Source organism: Nocardiopsis coralli, from assembly GCF_014892575.1.
GTDB lineage: Bacteria > Actinomycetota > Actinomycetes > Streptosporangiales > Streptosporangiaceae > Nocardiopsis > Nocardiopsis coralli.
The window spans coordinates 347,283-370,380 of sequence record NZ_JADBGI010000002.1; the positions used below are offsets into that span (position 1 = coordinate 347,283).

Annotated in this window: 21 protein-coding genes; 9 read left to right on the forward strand and 12 right to left on the reverse strand. The window is 71.5% G+C overall.

Features of this window, described 5'->3' with window-relative positions; translation table 11 throughout:
* Nucleotides 1–84: 84 nt before the first annotated feature.
* The gene (locus IDM40_RS03355; protein ID WP_193120391.1) at nucleotides 85–975 is read left to right on the forward strand and encodes a sulfotransferase family protein; all 891 of its coding nucleotides are present in this window, start codon (nucleotides 85–87) and stop codon (nucleotides 973–975) included.
* A 27-nt stretch (nucleotides 976–1,002) separates the two neighbouring features.
* On the opposite strand, the gene IDM40_RS03360 is transcribed toward IDM40_RS03355, so the two are convergent.
* Nucleotides 1,003–1,530, reverse strand: a complete 528-nt coding sequence (locus IDM40_RS03360) for a RidA family protein (RefSeq protein ID WP_193120392.1) — start codon at nucleotides 1,528–1,530, stop codon at nucleotides 1,003–1,005.
* 80 nt (nucleotides 1,531–1,610) lie between these two features.
* Between IDM40_RS03360 and IDM40_RS03365 the strand changes: the two genes are divergently transcribed.
* Nucleotides 1,611–1,772, forward strand: coding sequence for a hypothetical protein (locus tag IDM40_RS03365; RefSeq protein WP_193120393.1), 162 nt, complete (start codon nucleotides 1,611–1,613; stop codon nucleotides 1,770–1,772).
* Nucleotides 1,773–1,780: 8 nt separating this feature from the next.
* On the opposite strand, the gene IDM40_RS03370 is transcribed toward IDM40_RS03365, so the two are convergent.
* Nucleotides 1,781–2,614, reverse strand: coding sequence for an aldo/keto reductase (locus IDM40_RS03370; protein WP_193120394.1), 834 nt, complete (start codon nucleotides 2,612–2,614; stop codon nucleotides 1,781–1,783).
* A gap of 374 nt (nucleotides 2,615–2,988) precedes the next feature.
* On the opposite strand from IDM40_RS03370, the gene IDM40_RS03375 reads away from it, so the two are divergent.
* The 4 genes from IDM40_RS03375 to IDM40_RS03390 all read left to right on the forward strand — a co-directional run bounded on the left by IDM40_RS03375 (nucleotide 2,989) and on the right by IDM40_RS03390 (nucleotide 7,199).
* Nucleotides 2,989–3,573, forward strand: a complete 585-nt coding sequence (locus tag IDM40_RS03375) for a Dps family protein (protein WP_193120395.1) — start codon at nucleotides 2,989–2,991, stop codon at nucleotides 3,571–3,573.
* 102 nt (nucleotides 3,574–3,675) lie between these two features.
* The gene (locus tag IDM40_RS03380) at nucleotides 3,676–4,461 is read left to right on the forward strand and encodes a TSUP family transporter (RefSeq protein ID WP_193120396.1); all 786 of its coding nucleotides are present in this window, start codon (nucleotides 3,676–3,678) and stop codon (nucleotides 4,459–4,461) included.
* A 242-nt stretch (nucleotides 4,462–4,703) separates the two neighbouring features.
* Entirely contained in the window at nucleotides 4,704–5,864 is a 1,161-nt protein-coding gene (locus IDM40_RS03385; protein ID WP_193120397.1) for an iron-containing alcohol dehydrogenase, read from the forward strand.
* 24 nt (nucleotides 5,865–5,888) lie between these two features.
* Entirely contained in the window at nucleotides 5,889–7,199 is a 1,311-nt protein-coding gene (locus tag IDM40_RS03390; protein WP_193120398.1) for a GntP family permease, read from the forward strand.
* Between the two features lie 52 nt (nucleotides 7,200–7,251).
* Here the strand turns inward: IDM40_RS03390 and IDM40_RS03395 are convergent, their stop codons facing one another.
* The 9 genes from IDM40_RS03395 to IDM40_RS03430 form a co-directional block, all read right to left on the reverse strand.
* A complete protein-coding gene (locus IDM40_RS03395) occupies nucleotides 7,252–8,130 on the reverse strand; it encodes an ABC transporter permease (protein WP_193120399.1) in 879 nt (292 codons plus the stop codon).
* The gene (locus tag IDM40_RS03400) at nucleotides 8,123–8,893 is read right to left on the reverse strand and encodes an ABC transporter ATP-binding protein (protein ID WP_193120400.1); all 771 of its coding nucleotides are present in this window, start codon (nucleotides 8,891–8,893) and stop codon (nucleotides 8,123–8,125) included. The genes IDM40_RS03395 and IDM40_RS03400 overlap by 8 nt, the downstream gene beginning before the upstream one ends.
* A gap of 6 nt (nucleotides 8,894–8,899) precedes the next feature.
* Complete coding sequence (locus IDM40_RS03405; RefSeq protein WP_235997256.1) at nucleotides 8,900–10,009, reverse strand: ABC transporter substrate-binding protein; 1,110 nt, start codon at nucleotides 10,007–10,009, stop codon at nucleotides 8,900–8,902.
* A gap of 287 nt (nucleotides 10,010–10,296) precedes the next feature.
* A complete protein-coding gene (locus IDM40_RS03410) occupies nucleotides 10,297–11,337 on the reverse strand; it encodes an ABC transporter substrate-binding protein (protein WP_193120401.1) in 1,041 nt (346 codons plus the stop codon).
* Nucleotides 11,338–11,539: 202 nt separating this feature from the next.
* Complete coding sequence (locus tag IDM40_RS03415; RefSeq protein WP_193120402.1) at nucleotides 11,540–12,433, reverse strand: MetQ/NlpA family ABC transporter substrate-binding protein; 894 nt, start codon at nucleotides 12,431–12,433, stop codon at nucleotides 11,540–11,542.
* A 195-nt stretch (nucleotides 12,434–12,628) separates the two neighbouring features.
* Complete coding sequence (locus IDM40_RS03420; RefSeq protein ID WP_193120403.1) at nucleotides 12,629–13,807, reverse strand: YeiH family protein; 1,179 nt, start codon at nucleotides 13,805–13,807, stop codon at nucleotides 12,629–12,631.
* Complete coding sequence (locus tag IDM40_RS28545; RefSeq protein WP_268959294.1) at nucleotides 13,807–13,941, reverse strand: hypothetical protein; 135 nt, start codon at nucleotides 13,939–13,941, stop codon at nucleotides 13,807–13,809. The genes IDM40_RS03420 and IDM40_RS28545 overlap by 1 nt, the downstream gene beginning before the upstream one ends.
* Before the next feature lie 70 nt (nucleotides 13,942–14,011).
* Entirely contained in the window at nucleotides 14,012–14,404 is a 393-nt protein-coding gene (locus IDM40_RS03425; protein ID WP_193120404.1) for a rhodanese-like domain-containing protein, read from the reverse strand.
* Complete coding sequence (locus IDM40_RS03430) at nucleotides 14,401–14,931, reverse strand: cysteine dioxygenase (protein WP_193120405.1); 531 nt, start codon at nucleotides 14,929–14,931, stop codon at nucleotides 14,401–14,403. The genes IDM40_RS03425 and IDM40_RS03430 overlap by 4 nt, the downstream gene beginning before the upstream one ends.
* Nucleotides 14,932–15,311: 380 nt before the next feature.
* On the opposite strand from IDM40_RS03430, the gene IDM40_RS03435 reads away from it, so the two are divergent.
* Nucleotides 15,312–18,686: a pyruvate carboxylase gene (locus IDM40_RS03435; RefSeq protein WP_193120406.1), complete on the forward strand. Its 3,375-nt coding sequence runs from the start codon at nucleotides 15,312–15,314 to the stop codon at nucleotides 18,684–18,686.
* A 73-nt stretch (nucleotides 18,687–18,759) separates the two neighbouring features.
* On the opposite strand, the gene IDM40_RS28550 is transcribed toward IDM40_RS03435, so the two are convergent.
* The gene (locus IDM40_RS28550; RefSeq protein WP_193120407.1) at nucleotides 18,760–19,338 is read right to left on the reverse strand and encodes a glycosyl-4,4'-diaponeurosporenoate acyltransferase CrtO family protein; all 579 of its coding nucleotides are present in this window, start codon (nucleotides 19,336–19,338) and stop codon (nucleotides 18,760–18,762) included.
* Between the two features lie 130 nt (nucleotides 19,339–19,468).
* On the opposite strand from IDM40_RS28550, the gene xylB reads away from it, so the two are divergent.
* Together xylB and IDM40_RS03450 are read left to right on the forward strand one after the other, a co-directional pair.
* On the forward strand, nucleotides 19,469–20,851 hold the full coding sequence (gene xylB / locus IDM40_RS03445) for a xylulokinase (protein WP_193120408.1): 1,383 nt from the start codon (nucleotides 19,469–19,471) through the stop codon (nucleotides 20,849–20,851).
* Between the two features lie 649 nt (nucleotides 20,852–21,500).
* Nucleotides 21,501–22,808, forward strand: coding sequence for a hypothetical protein (locus IDM40_RS03450; protein WP_193120409.1), 1,308 nt, complete (start codon nucleotides 21,501–21,503; stop codon nucleotides 22,806–22,808).
* Nucleotides 22,809–23,098: the final 290 nt, after the last annotated feature.

Consider the following 23,098-nt stretch of genomic DNA (forward strand, 5'->3'; position numbering starts at 1 on the left):
CGCTCGGGTAACACGTGCTGTGCTGCGCAGAAGTGGTGGCCGATGCACGTACCACGGGCAAAGGGTGCCAAAATCGACACAATCATGAAGCAGCCGTCCTACATCCTCGTGGTCAACGGGACCAAGGTGCAGCGCCCGGTTTTCGTGCTGGGCGCACCGCACTCCGGTGTGCCCGTGATCGCCGGTGCCCTGGCCCGCGCCACCGGTTTCCATCTCGGCGGCGGGTCGACCGCCGTACTCAACGCCGTGTACTCCGTGGCGCGCAATCCGACGCTGGCCACGGAGAAGGTGGCCGGGACGGCGAGCCTGCTGCGCGAGGCCTACGCCGAGGAGTGGCAGCTCACCCCTCTGACCTGCCCGCAGTGCCCGGGGTCCCGGGGTGTGCGGGTGCCCGCCAACGTCTCCGCCGAACCGTGTGAGCACAGCCGCTCGGTGACGCGTTACGGCGACGCCACCCCGGAACTGCTGTTCTGCGCCGACGCCCTGTACGAGGCCTTCCCCGACGCTCTGTTCGTACAGGTGATCCGGGACGGGCGCGACGTGGTGGCGCGCATGGCCGAGGACGACATCTCCCTGGCGTGGCACAAACCGAGCGTGATGAAGCCGGCCTCGGAGTTCCCGAACCACTTCTACGGGCTCTCCGACAACGACGACCTCACCGAGTTCCGGGAGGCCTCCACGGTCGGGCAGTGTGCGATGCGCTGGCGCGGGGCGGTGCGCATGTCTGCGCGCGTGCGCAGGAACGTCGACTCGGACCAGCTCCTGACGCTGCGGTACGAGGACATCCACGGCGGCGAGGTCTCCGTAGCCAAGAAGCTGCGGGCCTTCACCGGGGCGCGGGTCTCCGCCTCGCACCTGGTGCTGGAGGACGGTTCCTGGGGTGTGGGGGCCTGGCGCCGGCAGCTGGACCGGGACGCATCCGCAGAGCTGTACGAGAAGGCCGCGGTCGAGCTCTCCCACCTGGGATACCTCTGACCGCGGCCCGTGCGTGTGCGCCCGCGCTCAGGTGCGGGCGCGTTCGTTCCCGGGTTCGGTGGCGTCCTCGAAAGGACCGCTGACCAGCCCTTCCTCGACCTCGATCTCCAGGGCGCGCTCCTCGGCGAGCGGATCGTGGTCGTGGGCGTCGGGCACCACGGCGGTGCACGTGAGTTCGATCAGGGCGCCGCGTTCCAGGAGTTCGTGCACCCCGATCACGCTCATCGCCGGGTAGTGGCGGCCCATGTGGCGGCGGTAGACGCCGCCGAGGCTGTTCAGGTTGGCGCGGTAGCTGGGGACGGAGGTGGTGTGGATGCGCAGGTCCACCACGTGCACGGGTTCGGCTCCGGCCGCGCGCAGCGCCTCGACGAGGTTGCCGAGCGCGTGGTCGAACTGGTGCACGACGGTGTCACCGACGATGGTCCCGTCCGTGCGGCGGGCGCTCTGGCCGCCCACGAAGACGGTGCGCCCGGGGGTGACCACGAGCGCGTGCGCGTAGCCCACCGGCCGGGCGAGGCTGAGCGGGTTGACGATCTTGTGCGGTGTCCGTGCCAAGGGACCTCCCTCGTGATGGGTGTGCCACCCGAGCCCCTCCCCGGTGGGAACAGAGCCGGTGAGGTGGATAAGGTGGGCCCATGTCGTTCACATTCTTGCTGTCCGCCCTCGCCCTCGTCGCGGTGCTGGGCCTGTTCCTCGCGATCTTCGCCGGGGGCGTCGCCTACGTCGTGCGCATGCGCCGCCAGGGCACCGAGGCCGTGCTGGCCGGGGCCCGCAAGCGCCGCGAACTGCGCGCCTGAGAACGGCGTCAGTCCCCGTCGAAGGTGTCGGGGTCGGGGCCGAACCGGTGGCTCTCGTCCAGGGCGCTGACGGCCTCCATGTCCTCGTCCGAGAGCTCGAAGTCGAAGACGTCGAAGTTGGCTCTGATGCGTTCGGGCGTGACGGATTTGGGGATCGCCACGTTGCCGAGCTGGATGTGCCACCGCAGCAGCACCTGAGCGGGTGTGCGGTCGAGCCGTTCGGCGACCTCGGTGACCGTGGGGTCGTCGAGCAGGTGTCCGTGTCCGAGCGGGCTCCACGCCTCGGTGACGATGTTGTGGCGGTCGTGGAAGTCGCGCAGTTTGTTCTGCGTCAGCATCGGGTGGAGCTCGATCTGGTTGACCATCGGCACGATGCCGCCCTCGTCGAGCACGCGCTCCAGGTGGGCGACCTGGAAGTTGCACACGCCGATGGCGCGCACGCGGCCCTCCGCGTAGAGGCGTTCCAGGGCCCGCCACGATGACACGTACAGGTCGCGCTGGGGCAGCGGCCAGTGGATCAGGTACAGGTCGAGGTGGTCCAGGCCCATGCGCTGCAGGGTCGCGTCGAAGGCCCGCAGAGCGGAGTCGTAACCCTGGTCGGGGTTGGCGAGCTTGGAGGTGACGAAGACGTCCTCCCGGTCGACCTCCGAGCGGCGCAGCGCCTCTCCCACCCCCGCCTCGTTCCCGTAGGCGGCCGCGGTGTCGATGTTGCGGTAACCGGCGTCCAGCGCGGTGGTGACCGTGTCGACGACGGCGTCCTGCGGGACCTGCCACACCCCCAGGCCCACCTGTGGCATGCGCAGTCCGTTGTTCAGTGCCGCATCCGGAACGATGATCATCATCCATGGCCCCCCGTCGGCCCGTGACGTCGTCTGCGGGCGGCACCCCCCGTGCCACCGTCCTCGCATACTGCCACGTTCTCCCCGCGGCCAGACGGAGACTGGGCCGTCCCTGTAAGGGCTTTTTACCCGGGAGATGGTTTCGCCCCGGTGTGCCCCGACCCGTGCGTTGCGCGGCGTGTCGTACGGACGGCAGACCCCGGCCGCGGGTGTGGGCCTCCCACACGGGGGCAACAGGACGGACGAAACGGCACAAAGTCTTGCCCGCGTATGGTGTGGGTTTTTTCTGCGGACAACGGTCGGTGTTCAAGACTGGCTGGCGGAGCGCATGCGTGTGCGCTTCGGGCAGCACACCGAGTTCGGAGGGATCAACACCCGTGACTACCGCCGAGAAGACGCCCAAGCCCCGCAGCAGTCAGCCCTGGCTCCACCAGAAGGGGCAGGAGATCCAGGAGTTCGGCACCGTCCGCCAGCTCCCGGTCGGCCTCTCGTACAACGCGCGCATGTACTCGTGCCAGCGGCTGAACCAGGTCCTCGCCGACACGCAGATCCTGCACAGCCTCTACAAGAAGCACCACTGGCTCATGCGCGGCCAGACCTTCTACCAGCTGCATCTGCTCATGGACAAGCACGCCGACGAGCAGACCGACCTGGTCGACAAGGTCGCCGAGCGTGTGCAGACGCTCGGCGGCGTCGCGGTCGGCGACCCCAGGCACGTCGCGGAGATCACCAACGTCCCGCGCCCGCCCAACGGCGTGGAGGAGGTTCCGGCGATGCTGTCCAGGCTGCTGGAGGCCCACGAGATGATCCTGGAGGACGCGCACGACGCGGCGGCGCGCACGCAGGAACTGGGCGACGACGGCACCAACGACATCCTGGTCTCGGACGTCATCCGCACCGGTGAGCTGCAGGCATGGTTCCTGGCCGAGCACCTGGTGGACACCCCGCTCGTGCACTCCTGAACCGGACGTGCGAGGGGCCGGGCGGCACGTTCCGCCCGGCCCCTCCCGTGTGCGCGGACCCCCGGGCCACCGAAACTCTACTTTGTTGGTAGGTTTTAGCGGGTGGAACTGCTCGCCGCCCTCCTCGCCGGGTTCGCCGTGGCCGCCGTGACCACCCCGGTCGGGGTCTCGGGGGCCGTGCTCCTCCTGCCAGTGCAGATCGGGGTCCTGGGCCTGCACGGCCCCGCGGTCAGCGCCACGAACCTGCTCTACAACGTCGTCTCGACCCCGCTGGGCCTGCAGCGCCTGGCGCGCGGCGCACGTGGGCAGCGCACCGAGACGCTCACGGCGTGCGCGGTCGCGGCGCCTTGTGCCCTGGCGGGGGCCGCGGTCCGGGTGACGTGGCTGTCGGACCCGGCGGTGTTCCGGGCCCTGCTCGCCGTGGTGCTGACGGCGACCGCCCTGAGGCTGCTCCTGCCGGTCCGGCGCCGCTCCCCCGCCGGCGAGGGTGCCCGGGAACGGCGCACGGGACTGTTGGCACCGGCCGCGGGCGGGGCCGCCCTCCTCGGCGCGGCCGTGGGCATCGGGGGCGGCTCCCTGCTCGCGCCGGTGCTCGTCGGGGCCGGTGGATGGCTCACCGCACGGGCCGCGGTGGTCGCGCTGGCCACGACACTGACGACCTCGGCGGTGGGCCTGAGCGCCTACGCCGCCTTCGACGCGATCGGGTTCGGGGCGGCGCCCGCAGCACCCGCGTGGGGCCTGGGCCTGGCGCTCGGGGCCGGGGGCGCGCTCGGGGCGCTCGTGGGGTCAGGCCTCGGCGGACGCCTGGACGAGCGGTACCTGCGCCCCCTGCTCGGAACGCTTCTGCTGCTCACCGGCGCCGTCCACATGGCCGGCCTGCGGCCCTGAGCGAGCCTCCGGGGACGGAACGCACCGGCCATGTCGGGTTCCCACACATCGCGGGGCACATGTGTGTGGGCCGGAGCTCTCTGCGGGGGCGGGCCTGCACCCGAGCATGGAACCGGCCGGCGTGAACGTGACGCGGGCCACATCCGCTGCACCCGCGACCTTGAGGTGAACCGTACCGGCCGCCCCTCTCCCCTTCTCCCTCCAGCCCCCACCGCCCCTTCCACGGATCGAGGTTGTCCCACGTGGCCCCTGCCATCGCACTGCCCCGGATCATGCGGATCGGCCCCGGCGCCTCCGCCGAGCTGCCCGAGGTCCTGCGCTCCCTGGGTCTGTCCCGCCCGCTGGTGGTGACCGACCCCTTCCTGGCCGAGCAGGCCTTCCTCCGGGATCTGCTGCAGGCCCTGACCGACGCCGGGTCCGAGCCCGGCCTGTTCACCGAGACGGTGCCCGACCCGACCACCACCGTCGTCGACCACGGCGTGCGGGTCCTGCACGAGGGCTCCTACGACTGCCTGGTGGGGATCGGCGGGGGCAGCCCCATCGACACCGCCAAGGCCATCGCGCTGCTGGCCGGGCACGGCGGACGGATGCGCGACTACAATGCGCCCACCGTCACCGACGAACCCGCGCTGCCGGTCGTGGCCGTGCCCACCACCGCGGGCAGCGGCTCGGAGTCCACCCGGTTCAGCATCATCACCGACGTCGACACCGACGAGAAGATGCTGTGCGCCGGTCTGGCCCTGTTGCCCCAGGCCGCCCTGGTCGACGCCGACCTCACACTGGCCATGCCGCCCCGGCTGACCGCCGACACCGGGGTCGACGCCCTCGTGCACGCCGTCGAGGCGTTCGTCAGCGCCAAGGCCCACCCGTTCTCCGACGGTCTGGCGCGCGAGGCCATGCGCACGCTCTTCGCCCACCTGCGCACCGTGTACCGCGACCCCGGCGACCGGGCCGCGCGCGAGGCGATGATGCTCGGCGCCACCCAGGCGGGGCTGGCCTTCTCCAACGCCAGCGTCGCGCTCGTGCACGGGATGAGCCGGCCGGTGGGCGCGCACTTCCACGTCGCCCACGGGCTGTCCAACGCCATGCTCATGCCGACCGTGACCGCGTTCTCCCGACCGTCCGCCCCCGGCCGGTACGCCGAGTGCGCGCGGGTCATGGGGATCGCGGGGCCGCAGGACGGCGACGAGGCGGCCTCGCTGGCCCTCGTGGAGGAGCTGCGTCGGCTGAACGAGGACCTCGGCGTGCCCACACCGAAGTCCTACGGCATCGACGCCGACGCGTGGCGGGACCTGACCCCGCTCATGGCCGAGCAGGCCCTGGCCTCCGGTTCGCCCGCCAACAACCCGCGGGTGCCCTCCGTGGAGGAGATCGAGTCCCTCTACGCGTCCGTGTACGCCTGATCCACCCGGAAGGAGTGCACGGCCATGCTCAGCATGATCGGGCTGATCTCGGCCCTGACCCTGCTCGTCTACCTGACCCTGCGCGGCGTCAACATCATCGTCGCCGCGCTGCTGTCCTCGCTGGTGTTGGCCCTGACCAGCGGGATCAACCCGAACACGGCGCTGTCCGAGTACTACATGGACGGTTTCACGGGCTACTTCGCCGACTGGTTCCTGGTGTTCCTGCTGGGTGCGATCTTCGGCAAGGTCATCCAGGACACCCGGTCGGCCGCCTCCATCGCCGACTGGATCAGCCGCCGGCTCGGGCCGGACTGGGCGCTGTTCGCGGTCGTGGCGGCGTGTGCGGTGATGACCTACGGCGGGGTGAGCCTGTTCGTCGTGGGGTTCACCGTCTACCCCATCGCGGTGTCGCTGTTCCGGGTCGCGGACTACCCGCACCGGTTCATCCCGGCGGCCCTGGTCTTCGGGTCGGTCTCGTTCACGATGACCTCGCCCGGTTCACCGGAGATCCAGAACATCATCCCCACGGAGTTCTTCGGCACCACCCCGACCGCCGGCGGGTGGATCGGCGTGTTCATCGGTCTGCTCATCATGACGGTGGGCGGGCTCTGGCTGCGGGCACTGCTGCAGCGGGCGGTGCGCCGGGGTGAGACGTTCGAGCTCCCGGCGGAGAGCCCGCTGCGCAACGAGACCACGGGCGAGGAGAGCCACACGGACCTGCCCAAGCCGGTGTTCGCCCTGCTGCCCCTGGGCGTGGTGCTGCTGGTGCTCAACGTGCTCTCGCAGTTCATCGACTCCAAGACCGCGGTGCTCGTGGCGCTGGTGCTGGGCATCGCGTCCGCCTGGGGTCTGAACCTGCGTTTCGTCACCGGCTTCTTCCGTCCCATGGGCACCGGCACCCAGAACGCGCTGGTGGCGATCGCCAACACCTGCGCGGTCGTGGGGTTCGGGAGCGTGGCCGCGGAGACACCCGCGTTCGACTCGTTCCTGAACGTGCTGATGAACGTGGCGGGCCCGCCGCTGATGGGGCTGGCGATCTTCGTGACCGTGGTCTGCGGCATCACCGGTTCGGCCTCGGGCGGCCTGGGGATCGCGCTGCCGATCGTGGCACCCGACTACATGGCCCAGGGTGTGGACCCGAACGCGATGCACCGGGTCTCGGCGCTGGCCTCGGGCGGGATCGACTCGCTGCCGCACAACGGGTACGTGGTGACCACGATCCGGGCGATCAGCGGTGAGACGCACAAGCGCGCCTACGGGCCGATCTTCCTGGTGAGTACCCTGCTGCCGACGGCCGCCCTGGGGTTGGCCGTGGTGATGTACCTGGTGTTCTGACCGCGTCGGGGCCGTGCGCCCGCTCGCGCGCACGGCCCCGCCCGAGCCCCCGTCAGTCCTGCGAGACGCCCCAGCGGCGGCGCAGGGCGCGGTCGGCCCAGTTGAAGAAGACGTCGATGACGATGCCGATGACCAGCACGATGATGATGTAACTCAGCAGGCGTTCGGCGTCGTTGAGTTGCCGGGCCTGGCTCAGCGCCCATCCGATGGAGTTCTGCTGGTTGATGATGACCAGCAGCTCACCGGCCATGAGGGAGCGCCAGGCGAAGGCCCACCCCTGCTTGAGGCCGGAGACGAACATCGGCAGGGCGGCGGGCACGATCAGCAGCGTGTAGTGCTGGATCCCCCGCAGGCCCATGACCTGGCCGGCCCGCAACAGCGACGGGTTGACGTAGTCGATGCCCGAGGTCAGCCCGCCGGCGATGGAGGGGGCGGCGCCGAGCACGATCACGAACATGATCGCCGACTCCGTGATGCCGTACAGCAGCATCGCGAACGGGAACCAGACGATGGAGGGCATGGTCTGGAGCCCGGTGATGAGGGACCCGATCGCGCTGCGCAGCGGCCTGAACCGCGAGACCGCCAGGCCGATGAGCACACCGACGACCAGGGCGAGCGCGAATCCGGCGAAGGCCCGTTGCATGGTCACCTGGACGGCGGTCCAGAACTCGGGGGTGGTGACCTCGTTGAAGAGGGTCGGCAGCACCTTGTCCGGCCCGGGGAAGACGAACTCCGAACGCCACCCCGACCAGACCACGGCCTGCCAGGACAGCAGCACGATCGCGATCGCGGCGAGCTTGGGCCAGGTGGCCGACCAGATGCGGCCGGCGACCTGGGCGATGTTCCGGTCGTCCTTACCGCGCGCGGGCTGGAGTTCGAGGGCGTCCAGCCCCTGGACGTGGCGGTTCTCCCGCTCCGTGGTCTCAGGCATGGCGGGAGACCTCCTCGCGCAGTCGGTCGGTGATGCCGGCGGCCTGCTCGGCGATGCCGGCGGAGTCGATGCGGCGGGGGCGCTCACCCTCGACGGTGAACTCCTCGATGACCCGGCCGGGGCGGCTGGACAGGAGCACGACCCGGTCGCCCAGGCGCACGGCCTCGCGCACGTTGTGGGTGACGAAGATGATGGTCAGGTTGCGCTCGCGCCAGATGCGCTCGAGCTCGTCGTGGAGGATGTCGCGCGTCATGGCGTCGAGGGCGCCGAAGGGCTCGTCCATGAGCAGGACGTCGGCGTCCTGGGCCAGGGCGCGGGCCAGGGCCACACGCTGGCGCATTCCGCCGGAGAGTTCGTGGGGGCGCTTCTTGGCCATGCCCTGCAGGCGCACCAGCTCCAGGAGCTCCTCGACGCGGCGGCGGCGCTCGGCCTTGGGCACCCGGTTGACCCGCATGGGGATCTCGATGTTGGAACCGACGGTGAGCCAGGGGAAGAGCGCGGCCTCCTGGAACATCATCGCGACCTTGCGGTCCCCCACGTCGACGGTGCCGGTGGTGGGTTCCTCCAGGCCGGCCACGAGGGAGAGCAGGGTGCTCTTGCCGCACCCGGAGGCACCCACGACGGCGAGGAAGTCGCCGCGGTCGACGTGCACGCTCATCCCGTCGATGGCGGTGACGGCGCCCCGACCGCTGCCGAAGACCTTGGATATGTCGTCGACGCGTACGGCTTCGACGCCCACGGGCGTCTCGGTGGCGGTGGTCATGCTGGCCTACCCTTCCAACCCGTCGACCGGCTCGCGGCCCTCTTCGGCGAGGACGTCGTTGAGCGGGTCGAGGGCGTAGATTCCGTTCAGGTCGACGGGTTCGAGCAGATCGATCTCGGCTGCGCGCTCGGCCCCGGTCTCCAGGGAGGGCCCGGCGGGGTCGACCGTGAAGGTGATGTTTTCGATGGCGGCGTCGGCCTGCTCGTCCTCGAGCCGGCCTCCGCTGATGTCGTCGAGGTGGGCGTTGGCCGTCTCGCGGGCCCGTTCGGGGTCGTCGTTGATCCCGTCGACCGTCTCGACGTGGCCGCGCAGGAAGTCCTGGACGGTGTCGGGGTACTGGTTCAGGTACTCCTGTCCCACGACGAGGTTGGTGGTCACGTACTGGCCGTCGGTCTCGGGCCAGAGGTCGGGTTCGTGCACCAGGAGGTGGGAGTCGTCCTCCTCCAGGAGCATGCTCAGGTGGGGTTCGGGCAGCCACGCGCCGTCGATGTCGCCGTTGCGGTAGGCGTCGAGCGTCTCGGGGTTCTCGCGGGGCATGACCGAGATCGCGCCGCCGCCGGCGGTGTCGACGTCCCAGCCGCGCTCCTCGGCGAACCAGCGCAGTGCGACGTCCTGGGTGCCGCCGAGCTGGGGTGTGGCCAGGGTGCTGCCGGGCAGGTCGTCGACGGTCTCGATGTCGTCGCGCACGACCAGGCCGGTGCCCTGGGTGGCGGCCCCGGAGATGATCTGCAGCGCCTCGCCCTCGGACTGGTGCCAGCCGTTGACGGCGGGGTTGGGGCCGAGGAAGGCCGCGTCGATCTCGCCGGAGAAGAGGGCGTTGATGGCGTCGGGCCCGCCGTTGAAGGTCTGGGTCTCCAGGTCGACGTGCTCTCCCAGGGCGTCGTCCAGGGTCCCGTCCTCCACTCCCACGAACGCGGGGGCGTGGGTGAGGTTGGGGAAGTAGCCGAGGGTGAACGTGGAGCCGTCCGGGTTACTGGCATCAGCCGTCCCGCACGCGGCCGTGACCAGTGTCAGGGCCAGGGTCGCCGACAGGGCCTTGACGTCGAGCGCCTTCCTCCGCGAGGTGGTCGGCCTCTGCCGAACAGGCCCTGGGGCTCGGGTGGGGAGCACACGCATGCTGGGGTGATCCTTCGTCGGGGCTGCTCGGTGGAACACCCGAAACTCTACTTAAGAAGTAGGTTTTGTGGAACCGGGGCGGCCGGGCGGCCCGCCCGGGAGGGATCCGCGAACCCCGGGCGGGCGCCCTGCCGGGCCGCACCTTCTCCGCGCTGAAGGTGCAGGCCAGAGGGGTGGAACGTGGGGATCGCCCAGTTTCGGGACGATCCGTGCGGAGGGACCGGGAACCCGCAGAACGTGTGCCACGCCACATTGCATCTGCGCTGTTCGCGGGCCCCTTGCCGCCTCTAGAGGCCCTCGACCTCCTCCTGACCCTGCTCGGCGAGGATCGCGTTGAGGGGGTCCAGGGCGTAGATGCCCTCGAGGTCGACCGGGTCGAGCAGGTCGACCGCCTCCGCGTGATCGGCGCCGCCCTGCAGCGAGGGGGCGACGGGGTCGACCGTGAAGGTGACGTTGTCGAAGGCCGAGGCGATGACCTCGGGGCTCAGGTCGCCACCGGAGAGCGACTCCAGGTGGGCGATGGTCGACCCCTGGGCGGCCTCCGGGTCGTCGTTGACCCCCTCGACCGTCTCGACGTGGCCGCGCAGCAGGTCCTCGACGGCTTCCGGGTTCTCCTCGAGGAATTCGGCGTCGACGATCAGGTGGGTGGTGACGAACTCACCGTCGGTCTCGGGCCACAGGTCCGCCTCGTCGACCAGGAGTTCGCCCTCCAGCTCCACGAGCAGACGGCTCAGGTGGGGTTCGGGGACCCAGGCGCCGTCGATCTCGCCCGCACCGAAGGCGTTGACGATGTCGGCGTTCTCCTGGGGCACCACCGACAGGTCTCCGCCGCCCTCGGTGTCGACGTCCCAGCCCTGGTCGCGGGCGAACCAGCGCAGCGCCACGTCCTGGGTGTTGCCGAGCTGGGGCGTGGAGAGCGTGGATCCGGGCAGGTCCTCGACCTCCTCGATGCCCTCGTCCACGACCAGGCCCGCGCCCTGGGACGTGGACCCGGCGATGATGTTCAGCGCCCCGCCCGACTGCGACCAGCCGTTGACCGCGGGGTTGGGGCCGATGAAGGTCGCGTCGACCTCACCCGAGAAGAGGGCGTTGATGGCGTCCGGTCCGGCGTTGAAGGTCTGGGTGTTCAGGTCGACGTCGCCGAGGGCCTCGTCGAGGGTGCCGTCCTCCACTCCGACCACGGCCGGCGCGTGGGTGACGTTGGGGAAGTACCCGAGCCGGAGTTCGTCCGCGCCGCCCCCGCCGGGCCCCTCGTCCCCGCACGCGGTGGCCGCCAGCGTCAGGGCGAGCGCGGCCGAGGCGACGGGCAGGATCTTGTGCTGTCTCATCGGGGGTCCTTCGGAGCGGATCGGGGGTTCGGGGGCCGGGGGGCGACAGCGTTAACCCTACTGAGTAAGTAGGTTTAATGGGAGATCCGAACGCAATGACTCACGTCACATATTCGGTCGCCCCTTGGGCAACAGAAAGGCCCGGGGGCCACACCCGTGCGGGTGCGTTCCCCGGGCCCGGTGCAACGGGTCCGGCGAGGGGCTACTCCTCGCCGTCGGAGCCCTCGTCGTCGGCGTTCTCGTCCTCGACGACCTCGCCGTCGGAGTCCACGCCCAGGACCACGCCCTCCCAGGAGTCCTGGATGTACTCGAGCACGCGCTCGTCGTGCATCAGCTCGGCCAGCTTCTGCACACGCTCGTCGTCGACGTTCTCGTCGAGCGCGACGAGGCCGTTGGCGTAGGACTCCACGTAGTCCTCGCCCTCGGGCTCCCAGGCCAGGACGTTGGCCTCCTCGGCCAGGTCGGCCTCGATCGCGTAGTTGCCGTTGACGATCGCGGCGTCGACGTCGGAGATCGAACGCGGGAGCTGGGCGGCCTCGAGCGGGGTCACGACCAGGTCCTGCGGGTTCTCGGTGATGTCGTTCTCGGTGGCGCCCTCGCCTGCCTCCGGGTCGATCTCGATCAGACCCTCGGCCTCGAGGATGCGCAGGGCGCGGTTGAGGTTGGCCGGGTCGTTGGGCACGGCGATCTCGGCGCCGTCATCGAGGCCGTCGATGTCCTCGGTGTCCTCCGAGTACAGGCCGAGCCGCTCGATGTGGACGTCGGTAATGTAGGTCAGGTCGGCGTCGGGGCCGTTCTCCTGCCACTCGCCCAGGAACTCCCGGTGCTGGAAGTAGTTGGCGTCCAGGTCGTCGTCGACCAGCGCCGCATTGGGCGTGTTGTAGTCGGCGATCTCCTGGATGTCGAGCTCCAGGCCGGCTTCCTCGGCGAGGTTCTCGTCGATGAAGGTGAGGATGTCACCGTGCGGCACGGGGTTCACACCCACGCGCAGCGGGGCGTCCTCGCCGTCCCCTCCGCCCTGTTCGCTGGGGGCGCCGCAGGCGGTCATCGCCAGGACCAGGGCCGTGGCTCCGGCGGCGAGCGAGGTGGTGCGCATGTGCACTCCTTCGGGATCGAGAGGGTGGAGGATCGCGGGGGGTGCGCGGCGGCTGCGGTGGCGCCGTCCGCACGGCGCATCGGCCCGGGGTACGCGGGCCGACGTGCCTGATCAGAGACTATCCACGCTTTTTGGTCGGAATAGTCCTTTTTGCGTCACTGCACAGTGGCGTGGGCCACACGCGCACCACCCGGGTCAGAAGACGAAGCCCCGGAAGAGCACGACCGCCAGGGCCAGCCCCAGGAGCAGGTTGAACACGGTCGCCGCGGCGAACAGCCCGATCGGGCGCCAGCCGGCCTCACGCAGCGAACCGAGCTTGAACTCCAGGCCGATGCTGGTGAAGGCGGCGATGAGGAACCAGTCGCGCAGTGCCGAGGCGGTGTCCAGGCCCGCTTCGGCGTCGGCCGGGCCGCTGTTGGCCCACAGGGTCGCCACGATCGAGGCCACCAGGAAGCCCAGCACGAACTTCGGGAACCGGTCCCACAGCGTGCGCAGGCCGGGGCGCCCGGCGCTGCTCCGCCCCTCGGCGGGGGCGACCTTAAAGGCGAAGTAGGCGGTCAGGGCGACCGCGACCACGCCCATGAGCACGTTCTGGGTGGCCTTGACGATGGAGGCGATCTGCAGCGCCTCCTCGCCCACGATGGCGCCGGAGGCCGCCACCGCGGCGGTGGTGTCGATGTTGCCGCCGATCCAGGCGCCCGCCTGCGCGTTGTCCAGGCCCATGAGCTCCACCAGCCACGGCAGGAGGAAGATCGAGGGCACGGCGAACAGGATGACCAGGCTGGCCACGTAGGCGAGCTGTTCCTTCTTGGCCTGGGCCGCACCGGCGGCGGCGATGGCGGCGCTGACACCGCAGATGGACACGGCCGAGGCCAGCAGGGCGCGCAGCCGGTCGTCCAGCCCCAGGAGCCCGCCGATCCACCAGGCGAACAGGAAGACACCGGTGACCAGGAACAGCGCCTGGAGCACGGCCGGACCGGCGGCCCGGATGATGACGTCGAACAGGACCGTGGAGCCCAGCAGCACCAGGCCGGTCTTGATGAAGAACTCGGTCTTGAACGCCGGGGCCAGGCGGTCGCGCAGGCCGGTCAGGCTCAGCACGAGGTTCCCGGTGAGTCCCAGCAGGATCGCGTAGACGGGGTACTCGACCGCTTCGGCGAACCCGCCCAGCGCGGTGCCCTCGGCGGTGCTGGGGACCCAGGACTCCAGGAACCGGGTGGTGGAGGCCAGGCCCAGGACCACGGCCAGGCCGATCGCGGTCCAGAGCCAGGCGGAGGCGGCGCCCGCGGGCGCGCGTCCGGGTGCCGCGTCGGGCTCGGTGGCCTGCGCGGTCTCGGTGGTACGGGCTTCGGGGTCGGGGGACGTGGCGCTCATCAGGGGATCAGCCCTTCGGGGATGACGCCGATCAGGCACAGGGCGAGCAGGAACAGCCCGGTGAGGGTGGCGGCCCAGTCCTCGCTGATGCGTCGTTTCGGGCGTGCTTCGGGGGTGGAGGGTGTCTCGGTCATGGCGTCGTGCCGTTCTCCTCGACGGACGGGGGACGGTGCGGTGGCGGGGCGGCGCTGCCCCGCTACCGGGTCAAGGGGCCGGGACCGGCTCGGTGACGGGGAGCCCGGCGGCCTTCCAGGCGCGGAACCCCCCGTCCAGGTCGGTGGCCCGGGTCAGGCCGAGTTCGTGCAACTGCGCCGCGGCCAGGCTGGAGGCGTAACCCTCGTTGCAGAAGAGCACCACGTGCAGGTCGTGCGCGTGTGCCTCGGGGACGCGGTCCGGGCTCGTGGGGTCCAGGCGCCATTCCAGGACGTTGCGGTCGATGACCAGAGCCCCGGGGATATGGCCCTCGGCCTCGCGGTTGACGGCGGGCCGGGTGTCCACGAGCAGGGCGCCGCGCAGCTGGGCCTCGCGCGCCCGATGCGGGCCGAGGCGGTCCAGCCGGGCGCGGCGCTGCTCGAGCAGGTCGGCGACGGCGCTCACCGTGCGCCCTCGCGGGCCGGAACGTCCTCCAGCGTGGGCACGTCCGGTTCGGGGTCCGTGGTCAACACGCTCGAGGTTCGGCGCAGGGTGTTGTCGGACCCGACGTCGTAGTAGTGCATGGCGGTCAGGGGCGGCGAGTAGGCGTGCACACTCACCGCGGGTTCGGCGCCGGTGTTGACGACGTCGTGCACGTGGCCGAGCGGGAACGTGCCTCCCTCGTCCTCTGCGAGGGTGCGTTCGCGCAGACCGGAGTCCCAGTAGCGCTCGACCAGGGCGCCGGTGACCACCGTCAGGGCCCCGAGGGAGCCGGCGTGGTCGTGCAGGCGCGTGGACTGGTCCGGTGTCCAGGAGATGAGCCAGACGTCGGTGTGGTCGTCGGCGTGGAGCCGGACCGACCAGCGGTCCTCGGCGTCGAAACGGATCTCGTGGAGGCCCTGGCGGACCTCCTCGGCGACCCGGGCGGTGAGCGCGGACAGGCGCTCCAGGGTCAGCGGGGTCGGTGCGTGGGCGGTGTCGTGGACGGTCATGGTCGTCTGCCTTCGTGGAGTGGGTGCCGGTGCCGGTGTGTGCCGGTCAGCAACAGCGCTCGCCGAAGGCCAGGGACCGCCACGGCCGCCGGGCCGGTGCTCGGTCTGCCATGCTCAGCAGTAAACCATATTTCCTACATGGATAGTAGGTAGTAGCCGCGCGACACGCGCCACGGCAGCGGAGGGCGCCGGAGGGCCTCGGAGAGCACCGTGGCCACGCTGCGAGCAGGGGCCCGAGCGTGAACCCGGACCTGCTGACCCCGGTCGGATCGCCCCTGCACCCCTGCGGTTATCGTGCCCCTGAGCCGTTATTACAGCCTCCGGCAGAGTCGCCGAACGACCCCTCAGCAGCAGACCTGAACAACCAGGAGGAAGCCGGCATGTTCCGCAAAGTACTCGTCGCGAACCGGAGCGAGATCGCCATCCGGTCGCTGCGTGCCGGATACGAGCTGGGTGCTCGCACCGTCGCCGTCTTCCCGCACGAGGACCGCAACTCCCTGCACCGCCTCAAGGCCGACGAGGCCTACCAGATCGGCGAACCGGGGCACCCGGTCCGCGCCTACCTGTCCGTGGACGAGATCGTCCGCGCCGCGACCGAGTCCGGTGCCGACGCCGTCTACCCGGGTTACGGCTTCCTGTCGGAGAACCCCGACCTCGCGCGCGCCTGCGCCGAAGCCGGCATCACCTTCGTCGGCCCGCCCGCCGAGGTGCTGGAGCTGACCGGTGACAAGTCGCGTGCGGTGAACGCGGCCCGCGAGGCCGGCGTCCCCGTTCTCGAGTCCAGCGCCCCGTCCGACGACGCCGACACGCTGCTGGCCGGGGCGGAGGAGATCGGTTTCCCGCTGTTCGTCAAGGCCGTGGCCGGTGGCGGCGGCCGGGGCATGCGGCGTGTGCAGGAGCCGGGAGAGCTGCGCGGCGCGCTCGAGGCCGCCATGCGCGAGGCCGCCACGGCCTTCGGGGACCCCACGGTGTTCCTGGAGCGCGCCGTGACCGCCCCGCGCCACATCGAGGTGCAGATCCTCGCCGACGCCGAGGGCAACGTCGTGCACCTCTACGAGCGCGACTGCTCGCTCCAGCGCCGGCACCAGAAGGTCATCGAGATGGCCCCGGCCCCCAACCTCGACCCCGACCTGCGCGAACGCATCTGCGCGGACGCCGTGCGCTTCGCCCGGCAGATCGGTTACCTCAACGCGGGGACGGTCGAGTTCCTGGTCGGCGAGGACGGCAGCCACGTCTTCATCGAGATGAACCCGCGCATCCAGGTCGAGCACACGGTCACCGAGGAGATCACCGACGTCGACCTGGTGCAGTCCCAGATGCGGATCGCCTCGGGCCAGACCCTGGACGACCTCGGCATCCACCAGGAAGGTGTCTACGTCCGCGGTGCGGCTCTGCAGTGCCGCATCACGACGGAGGACCCCGCCAACGACTTCCGCCCCGACACCGGGATCATCAGCGCCTACCGCTCCCCCGGCGGCTCGGGCATCCGGTTGGACGGGGGCACCTCGGCCGCGGGCACCGAGATCATCCCGCACTTCGACTCCCTGCTGGTGAAGCTGACCTGCCGCGGCCACAACCTGGACACCGCCATCAACCGGGCCCGCCGGGCCGTGGCGGAGTTCCGCATCCGCAGCATCGCCACGAACATCCCCTTCCTGCAGGCCGTGCTGGACGACCCCGACTTCCAGGCAGGGCGGGTCACGACGTCCTTCATCGAGGAGCGCCCGCACCTGCTGACCGCGCGCCCCTCGGCGGACCGCGGCACCCGGCTGCTGACCTACCTGGCCGACGTGACGGTGAACAAGCCGCACGGCGAGCGCCCCCGACTCGTGGACCCGGTGACGAAGCTGCCGGCGCTGCCCGAGGGGACACCGCCCGCGGGCTCGCGCCAGCGCCTGGCGGAGCTCGGACCGGACGGGTTCGCACGGTGGCTGCGCGGATCCAACGGCCTGGCCGTCACCGACACCACGTTCCGTGACGCCCACCAGTCCCTGCTGGCCACCCGGGTGCGCACCAAGGACCTGCTGGCCGTGGCACCGGCGGTGGCGCACACGCTGCCCGAGATGCTCTCGCTGGAGGCCTGGGGCGGCGCCACGTACGACGTCGCACTGCGTTTCCTGGCCGAGGACCCCTGGGAGCGGCTGGCCGCGCTGCGCGAGGCCGTGCCCAACATCTGTCTCCAGATGCTGCTGCGCGGGCGCAACACCGTGGGGTACACGCCTTACCCCGAGGAGGTGACCAACGCCTTCGTCCAGGAAGCCGCGGAGACGGGCGTGGACATCTTCCGGATCTTCGACGCGCTCAACGACGTCGAGCAGATGCGCCCGGCGATCGAGGCGGTGCGCGAGACCGGCACCTCCGTGGCGGAGGTCGCCCTGTGCTACACCTCCGACCTGTCCGACCCGTCGGAGAAGCTCTACACCCTCGACTACTACCTGAGGCTGGCCGAGCGGATCGTGGACGCGGGCGCCCACGTACTGGCGATCAAGGACATGGCCGGGCTGCTGCGCGCACCCGCCGCCGAGAAGCTGGTCTCGGCGCTGCGCCGCGAGTTCGACCTGCCGGTCCACGTGCACACCCACGACACCACGGGCGGCCAGCTGGCCACCTACCTCGCGGCCGCCAACGCCGGGGCGGACGCGGTGGACGGCGCGGTGGCCTCGATGGCCGGCACCACGTCCCAGCCGTCGCTGTCGGCGATCGTGGCCGCCTTCGACCACTCCGAGCGCTCCACCGGGCTGAGCCTGGACGCGGTCAACGAGTTGGAGCCGTACTGGGAGTCGGTGCGCCGTGTCTACGCACCCTTCGAGGCCGGGCTGTCCTCGCCCACCGGACGCGTGTACCACCACGAGATCCCGGGCGGACAGCTGTCCAACCTCCGCACGCAGGCCGTCGCCCTCGGGCTGGGCGAGCGTTTCGAGGACGTGGAGGCCATGTACGCCGCCGCCGACCGGATGCTCGGCCGCCTCGTCAAGGTCACGCCGTCCTCCAAGGTGGTGGGTGACCTGGCGCTGCACCTGGTCGGTGCGGGCGTCTCCCCCGAGGAGTTCGAGGCCGACCCCGGCAGCTTCGACATCCCCGACTCGGTGGTGGGCTTCCTCCGGGGCGAGCTGGGCCTGCCCCCGGGCGGGTGGCCCGAACCGTTCCGCACCCGGGCGCTCGAGGGGCGTCCGGGGGAACTGTCCACGGTGGAGCTGTCCGAGGAGGACCGCACCGGGTTGGCCAAGGAACGGCGGTCCACGCTCAACCGGCTGCTCTTCCCCGGCCCGACCGCCGAGTTCGAGGAGCACCGGGCCGTCTACGGGGACACCGGTGTGCTCTCCAGCGCCGACTTCTTCTACGGCCTGGGCGCCGGCGAGGAGCACGCGGTGGACCTGTCCCCGGGTGTGCGGCTGCTCATCGAGCTGGAAGCGGTGAGCGAGGCCGACGAGCGCGGCGTGCGCACGGTGGTGGCCATGCTCAACAACCAGATGCGCCCCCTCCAGATCAGGGACCGCGCGCTGGCCTCGAACGTGCGCACCGCCGAGAAGGCCGACAAGTCGGACCCGGGGCACGTGGCCGCACCCTTCGCCGGGGCGGTCAGCCTCACGGTGTCGGAGGGTGAGGAGGTCGAGGCCGGGGCGACGGTGGCCACCATCGAGGCGATGAAGATGGAGGCCTCGATCACGGCGCCCGTCGCGGGCCGGGTCACGCGCTTGGCGGTGGACCCGGTGCAGAAGGTGGAAGGCGGCGACCTGCTCTTCTGCCTGGGCTGAGGGCAGTTTCGACGACCGCGGCCGGGCCCACCGGTCCGGGCCCCGCGACGGGGTCCGGCCGGGGGTCCGGTTCCTAGGGGCGGCGCGGCGGAAGGCGGTCGCGCAGCCGTTGCAGGCGCAGCGCGACCGAGCGCCCCAGCATGACCGGGTACAGGTGGACCACGACCCCGGGCAGGAGGATCCACAGAGCCCCCGGGAGGTGGCCGGTCGCCACGGCCAGGACGGCGAGCGCGACGTGGACGACGAAACACGCGCCGTGGGCGCTCACGTTGCCGCGCAGCGACCGGTCCAATGAGGACAGCCCCGCCCGGGTCCCGTCGAAGTCCCGCATCGGATCGGCGACGGCCCGGTTCCAACCCGAGCGCTCCAGCAGCCGACCGAAGGCCGCCACACCGAGCACACGGTGGAGCATGCGTTCGCCGCCGGGAACACGGAACCACCTCGCGGGCACCCGGCGTTCGATCGGGTTGCCCAGCGCAGGCCCCGCGGCGAAGGTCCCCGCCACGACCACCAGGCCGTAGACGGGCTGGTCCGGGCCGATCCTGAACCACCCCCAGGCCAGGGCCGCGGCCAACACCGCGAGTACGGCGGCGGCGAACAGATCCGCACGGCGGGGATCCGCCGGCTGGAGCGAGGAGTGGTCGGCAGGCACAGCCGCGATCCTACGGCCTGTGTCCGGGGCCGGATCGGCGGAGTGCGATGGGCGGAACCCGCGCTTTCGCGGGGGATCCTCACGGCATAGATTGTGAACGACACCACCCCCGTCCCCTGGAGCTCCGCACATGTCCCTGGTCGCCGGGATCGACAGCTCGACCCAGTCCTGCAAGATCGTGGTCTGCGACGCGGCGACCGGCGCCGTCGTCCGCGAGGCACGGGCCCCGCACCCCGACGGGACCGAGGTCCACCCCAGCGCCTGGTGGGAGGCGTTGACGGAGGCGGCCGACGGGCTGCTCGACGGGGTCGAGGCCGTCGCCGTGGCCGGGCAGCAGCACGGCATGGTCACCGTCGACGACGCCGGCGAGATCGTGCGCCCCGCGCTCCTGTGGAACGACACCCGCTCGGCCGGGGCCTCCACCGACCTGACCACCGAGCTCGGCGGCCCCCAGGCGTGGGCCGAGGCGGTCGGCACGGTGCCCACCGCCAGCCTCACCGTCACCAAACTCCGCTGGCTGGCCGAGCACGAGCCCGGGGAGGCCGGGCGCACACGGGGTGTCATGCTCCCGCACGACTGGCTGACCTGGAAGCTCTCCGGTTCCGAAGAGCCCACGACCGACCGCGGCGACGCCTCGGGCACCGGCTACTGGGACCCGGCCACCGGTTCCTACCGCCCCGACCTGCTGGAACGCGCCTTCGGACGCCGGCTCGACGTGCCCCGGGTCGCCTCGCCCACCGAGGCCGTCGGACGCACGCCCGGCGGTGCGCTCGTGGCCCCCGGCACCGGCGACAACATGGGCAGCGCCCTGGGCCTGGGGCTGCGCCCGGGCGACGCCGTGATCTCACTCGGCACCAGCGGCACCGTCTTCGCCGTCGGCGACCGGCCCTCGCACGACCCGAAGGGCGAGATCTGCGGGTTCGCCGACGCCACCGGCCGGTACCTGCCCCTGGTCTGCACGCTCAACGCCGCGCGGGTCCTGGACGCGACCGCCGCCATGCTCGGCACCGACCTGGCCGGTCTCGACCGCCTGGCCACCGACGCGGAACCCGGCGCCGGCGGGATCGTCCTGCTCCCCTACCTCGACGGCGAGCGCACCCCCGACCTGCCCGGGGCGGCCGGGTCGCTGCACCACCTGACCCGGGCCAACATGCGCCCGGAGAACATCGCCCGCGCCGCCGTCGAAGGCATGCTCCTGGGGCTGGCCGACGGGTTGTCCGCGCTGACCGACAGCGGGATCCCCGTCGGGAGGGTCCAGCTGGTCGGCGGCGCCGCGCGTTCGGAGGCCGTGCGCGCCGTGGCACCCGCCGTGCTCGGCGCCCGTGTGGAAGTGCCCCCGCCTGCGGAGTACGTGGCCATCGGTGCCGCGCGCCAGGCGGCGTGGACGCTCGCGGGCACCGAGGAACCCCCGGAGTGGAGCGTGGGCGAGCCGGAGTTCACCGCGGAGGCGCAGGAGGTCGACGGGCTGCACGAGCGGTACGCCCAGGCGCGGCGGGACACCCACGGCGTGTGAACCCCGCCCCCGGTGCCCGGGCGTCGTCCGGGACACCGGGGTTCGGGAACAGGCCCGGGAACGGCGGCCCGGGCGGGATCCGGAGCCGGACCCGGAACGCGTGCCAGGGCGGCGCTCCGGTACGCTCGATCGGCGCAAGCCGGGGCGAAACCGGACACGAACAGCGGCGGGAGAGAGGCATGTCCGTCCACGAACGCCTGCGGGTACCGATCGGCTCCGCACCCGGATGGTCCACCCGACCCGAGAGCCGGAAGGTCCTCGTGGTCGCCCACACCGTGACCACCCTGACCCGCCTGCTCGACCTGCTGCCGCTCCTGGAATCGGACCCGCGCGTGCAGATCGTCTTCACCCGGGCCCGGACCTCCAATTTCCGCGAGGGCGTCACCGAATTCCTGCACGACCTCGGCGTGGCCGTAGCGCCCTGGGAACAGGCCCTGGAAGAAGAATTCGACCTCGCCATCACCGCCAGCTACGGCGACGACCTGCACAAGATCAAGGCACCCGTCGTCGCCTTCTCCCACGGCGCCGGGTACAATAAACTGGAGAAACCGGAAACCGGAAACCGGAAACCGGAAACCGGAAACCGGAAACCGGAAACCGGAAACCCGAAACCCGAAACCCGAAACCCGAAACCCGAGCCGCGGAGCCGGTGTTCGGCCTCTCCCGCAACACCCTCGCCCGCGACGGCGCCCTCATCCCGCAGACCCTCGTCCTCTCGCACGAGGAACAGCTCGAGCGCCTCACCGCGTCCTACCCCGACGCAGCGTCCTCGGCCGTGGTCGCCGGCGACCCCACACACGACCGCATCCGCGCCGGACTGCCCTGGCGTGAGCGCTACCGCGACCACCTCGAGACCGGCGACCGCTCACTGATCCTGATCAGCTCCACCTGGGGGCCCACGTCCCTCCTGGGATCCCGACCCGAGCTGCTCACCCGCCTCCTCGCCGAAGCGCCCGCCGACGAGTACCGCATCGCCTTCGCCCTCCACCCCAACGTCTGGCACAGCCACGGAACCTGGCAGGTACGCGCCTGGCTCGCCGAGGCCGAACGCGCCGGGCTCCGGGTCCTGCCCGACCGCCAGGGGTGGCAGGCCGCGCTCGTGGCCGCGGACCACGTCGTCGGCGACCACGGATCCGTCACCTTCTACGGGGCCGCCCTGGGCACCCACACCGTGCTCGGGACCTTCCCCCACCACGAGATGGCCACCGGATCCCCCATCGCCGACTTCGGCCGCGCCGCCACCCAGCTCGACCCCGGGTCGCCCCTGCTCCCCCAGATCACCGCGGACGCCCAGCACCACCACCCGCGGCGCTTCTCGGAGACCACCGACCTGCTCACCTCGGTCCCCGGGGAGGCCGGGCGCATCACCCGGTCGCTGTTCTACAAGCTGCTCGACCTGCCCGAACCGGTGCACGACGTGCGCATCACCCCGCCCGAACCGCCGGTCCCCTACCGGCGCGGGTGGCCCGACACCGCCGACTCCGCGCCGCTCATGTGCACCGCCGAGGTCGAGGAGGACGTCGTTCGGGTGGCACGGCACCCGGCCGAGCTCGTCGTCGGCACCGGCCTGACCGTGCCCCGCGCACACGTGGTCGCACACACGGACGAGCCCCAGCTGCGGTGGCGGGAAGCCACCGACATCGTGGTGTGCGGACCCGACGAGGGCGACCCGTGGCCGCGACTCGCGCGCACGGTGGCCGAGCATCCGCGGGCACGGTTGGCCGTCGAGGCCGAGGGCGGGGACTGCCTCGTGCACACCCGCGAGGGCGCACGCCTGCGCCTCAGCCCCGACGTGCCCCACCGGCACGACCCGGCCCTCCTGGCCTCAGCGTTCTGGCGGTTGACCGGCCCCAGCCACCGGGACGGGGCCGGGCGGGGTGTCGAGGAGGGGCGCCCCTTCACCGTGCTCGTGGGCGGGTGTTCCCTGCCCGTGCACGCCCACACGGTCGGGGACTGACAGGAGTGGCGGGAGGGAGCGGGGTGGTGGCGTGGGCGGGCGGCTGACCCCGGCGGGGCTGACCCGGGCGGGGCGATCCGGGTTGGGCAATCCGGAGGGCTGAACGCTGATCCGGGCGGGCTGCCCCCGGCAGGGCTGACCCGGACCGTGCTCTCGGGTGCGGTCGGCGCCGAAAGTGTCGTAGGTGTCGCTCGGGGATGGCCGCGTAAGTCCGGGGTTCCTGGAGCGGAGGTGTGCTGCGTGTGGTGGGTGTCGGGGGTTCGGGCGTCGGGGGTTCGGGCGTCGGGGGT

Bases quoted from the DNA above. Each gene is read 5' to 3' on its own strand.
- IDM40_RS03365 (WP_193120393.1), top strand. From the start codon at position 1,611: ATGTCGTTCACATTCTTGCTGTCCGCCCTCGCCCTCGTCGCGGTGCTG.
- IDM40_RS03370 (WP_193120394.1), bottom strand. From the start codon at position 2,614: ATGATGATCATCGTTCCGGATGCGGCACTGAACAACGGACTGCGCATG.
- IDM40_RS03430 (WP_193120405.1), bottom strand. From the start codon at position 14,931: ATGACCGTCCACGACACCGCCCACGCACCGACCCCGCTGACCCTGGAG.
- IDM40_RS03420 (WP_193120403.1), bottom strand. From the start codon at position 13,807: ATGAGCGCCACGTCCCCCGACCCCGAAGCCCGTACCACCGAGACCGCG.
- IDM40_RS03410 (WP_193120401.1), bottom strand. From the start codon at position 11,337: ATGAGACAGCACAAGATCCTGCCCGTCGCCTCGGCCGCGCTCGCCCTG.
- IDM40_RS03415 (WP_193120402.1), bottom strand. From the start codon at position 12,433: ATGCGCACCACCTCGCTCGCCGCCGGAGCCACGGCCCTGGTCCTGGCG.
- IDM40_RS03435 (WP_193120406.1), top strand. From the start codon at position 15,312: ATGTTCCGCAAAGTACTCGTCGCGAACCGGAGCGAGATCGCCATCCGG.
- IDM40_RS03355 (WP_193120391.1), top strand. From the start codon at position 85: ATGAAGCAGCCGTCCTACATCCTCGTGGTCAACGGGACCAAGGTGCAG.
- IDM40_RS03405 (WP_235997256.1), bottom strand. From the start codon at position 10,009: ATGCGTGTGCTCCCCACCCGAGCCCCAGGGCCTGTTCGGCAGAGGCCG.
- IDM40_RS28545 (WP_268959294.1), bottom strand. From the start codon at position 13,941: ATGACCGAGACACCCTCCACCCCCGAAGCACGCCCGAAACGACGCATC.
- xylB (WP_193120408.1), top strand. From the start codon at position 19,469: ATGTCCCTGGTCGCCGGGATCGACAGCTCGACCCAGTCCTGCAAGATC.
- IDM40_RS03395 (WP_193120399.1), bottom strand. From the start codon at position 8,130: ATGCCTGAGACCACGGAGCGGGAGAACCGCCACGTCCAGGGGCTGGAC.
- IDM40_RS03390 (WP_193120398.1), top strand. From the start codon at position 5,889: ATGCTCAGCATGATCGGGCTGATCTCGGCCCTGACCCTGCTCGTCTAC.
- IDM40_RS03400 (WP_193120400.1), bottom strand. From the start codon at position 8,893: ATGACCACCGCCACCGAGACGCCCGTGGGCGTCGAAGCCGTACGCGTC.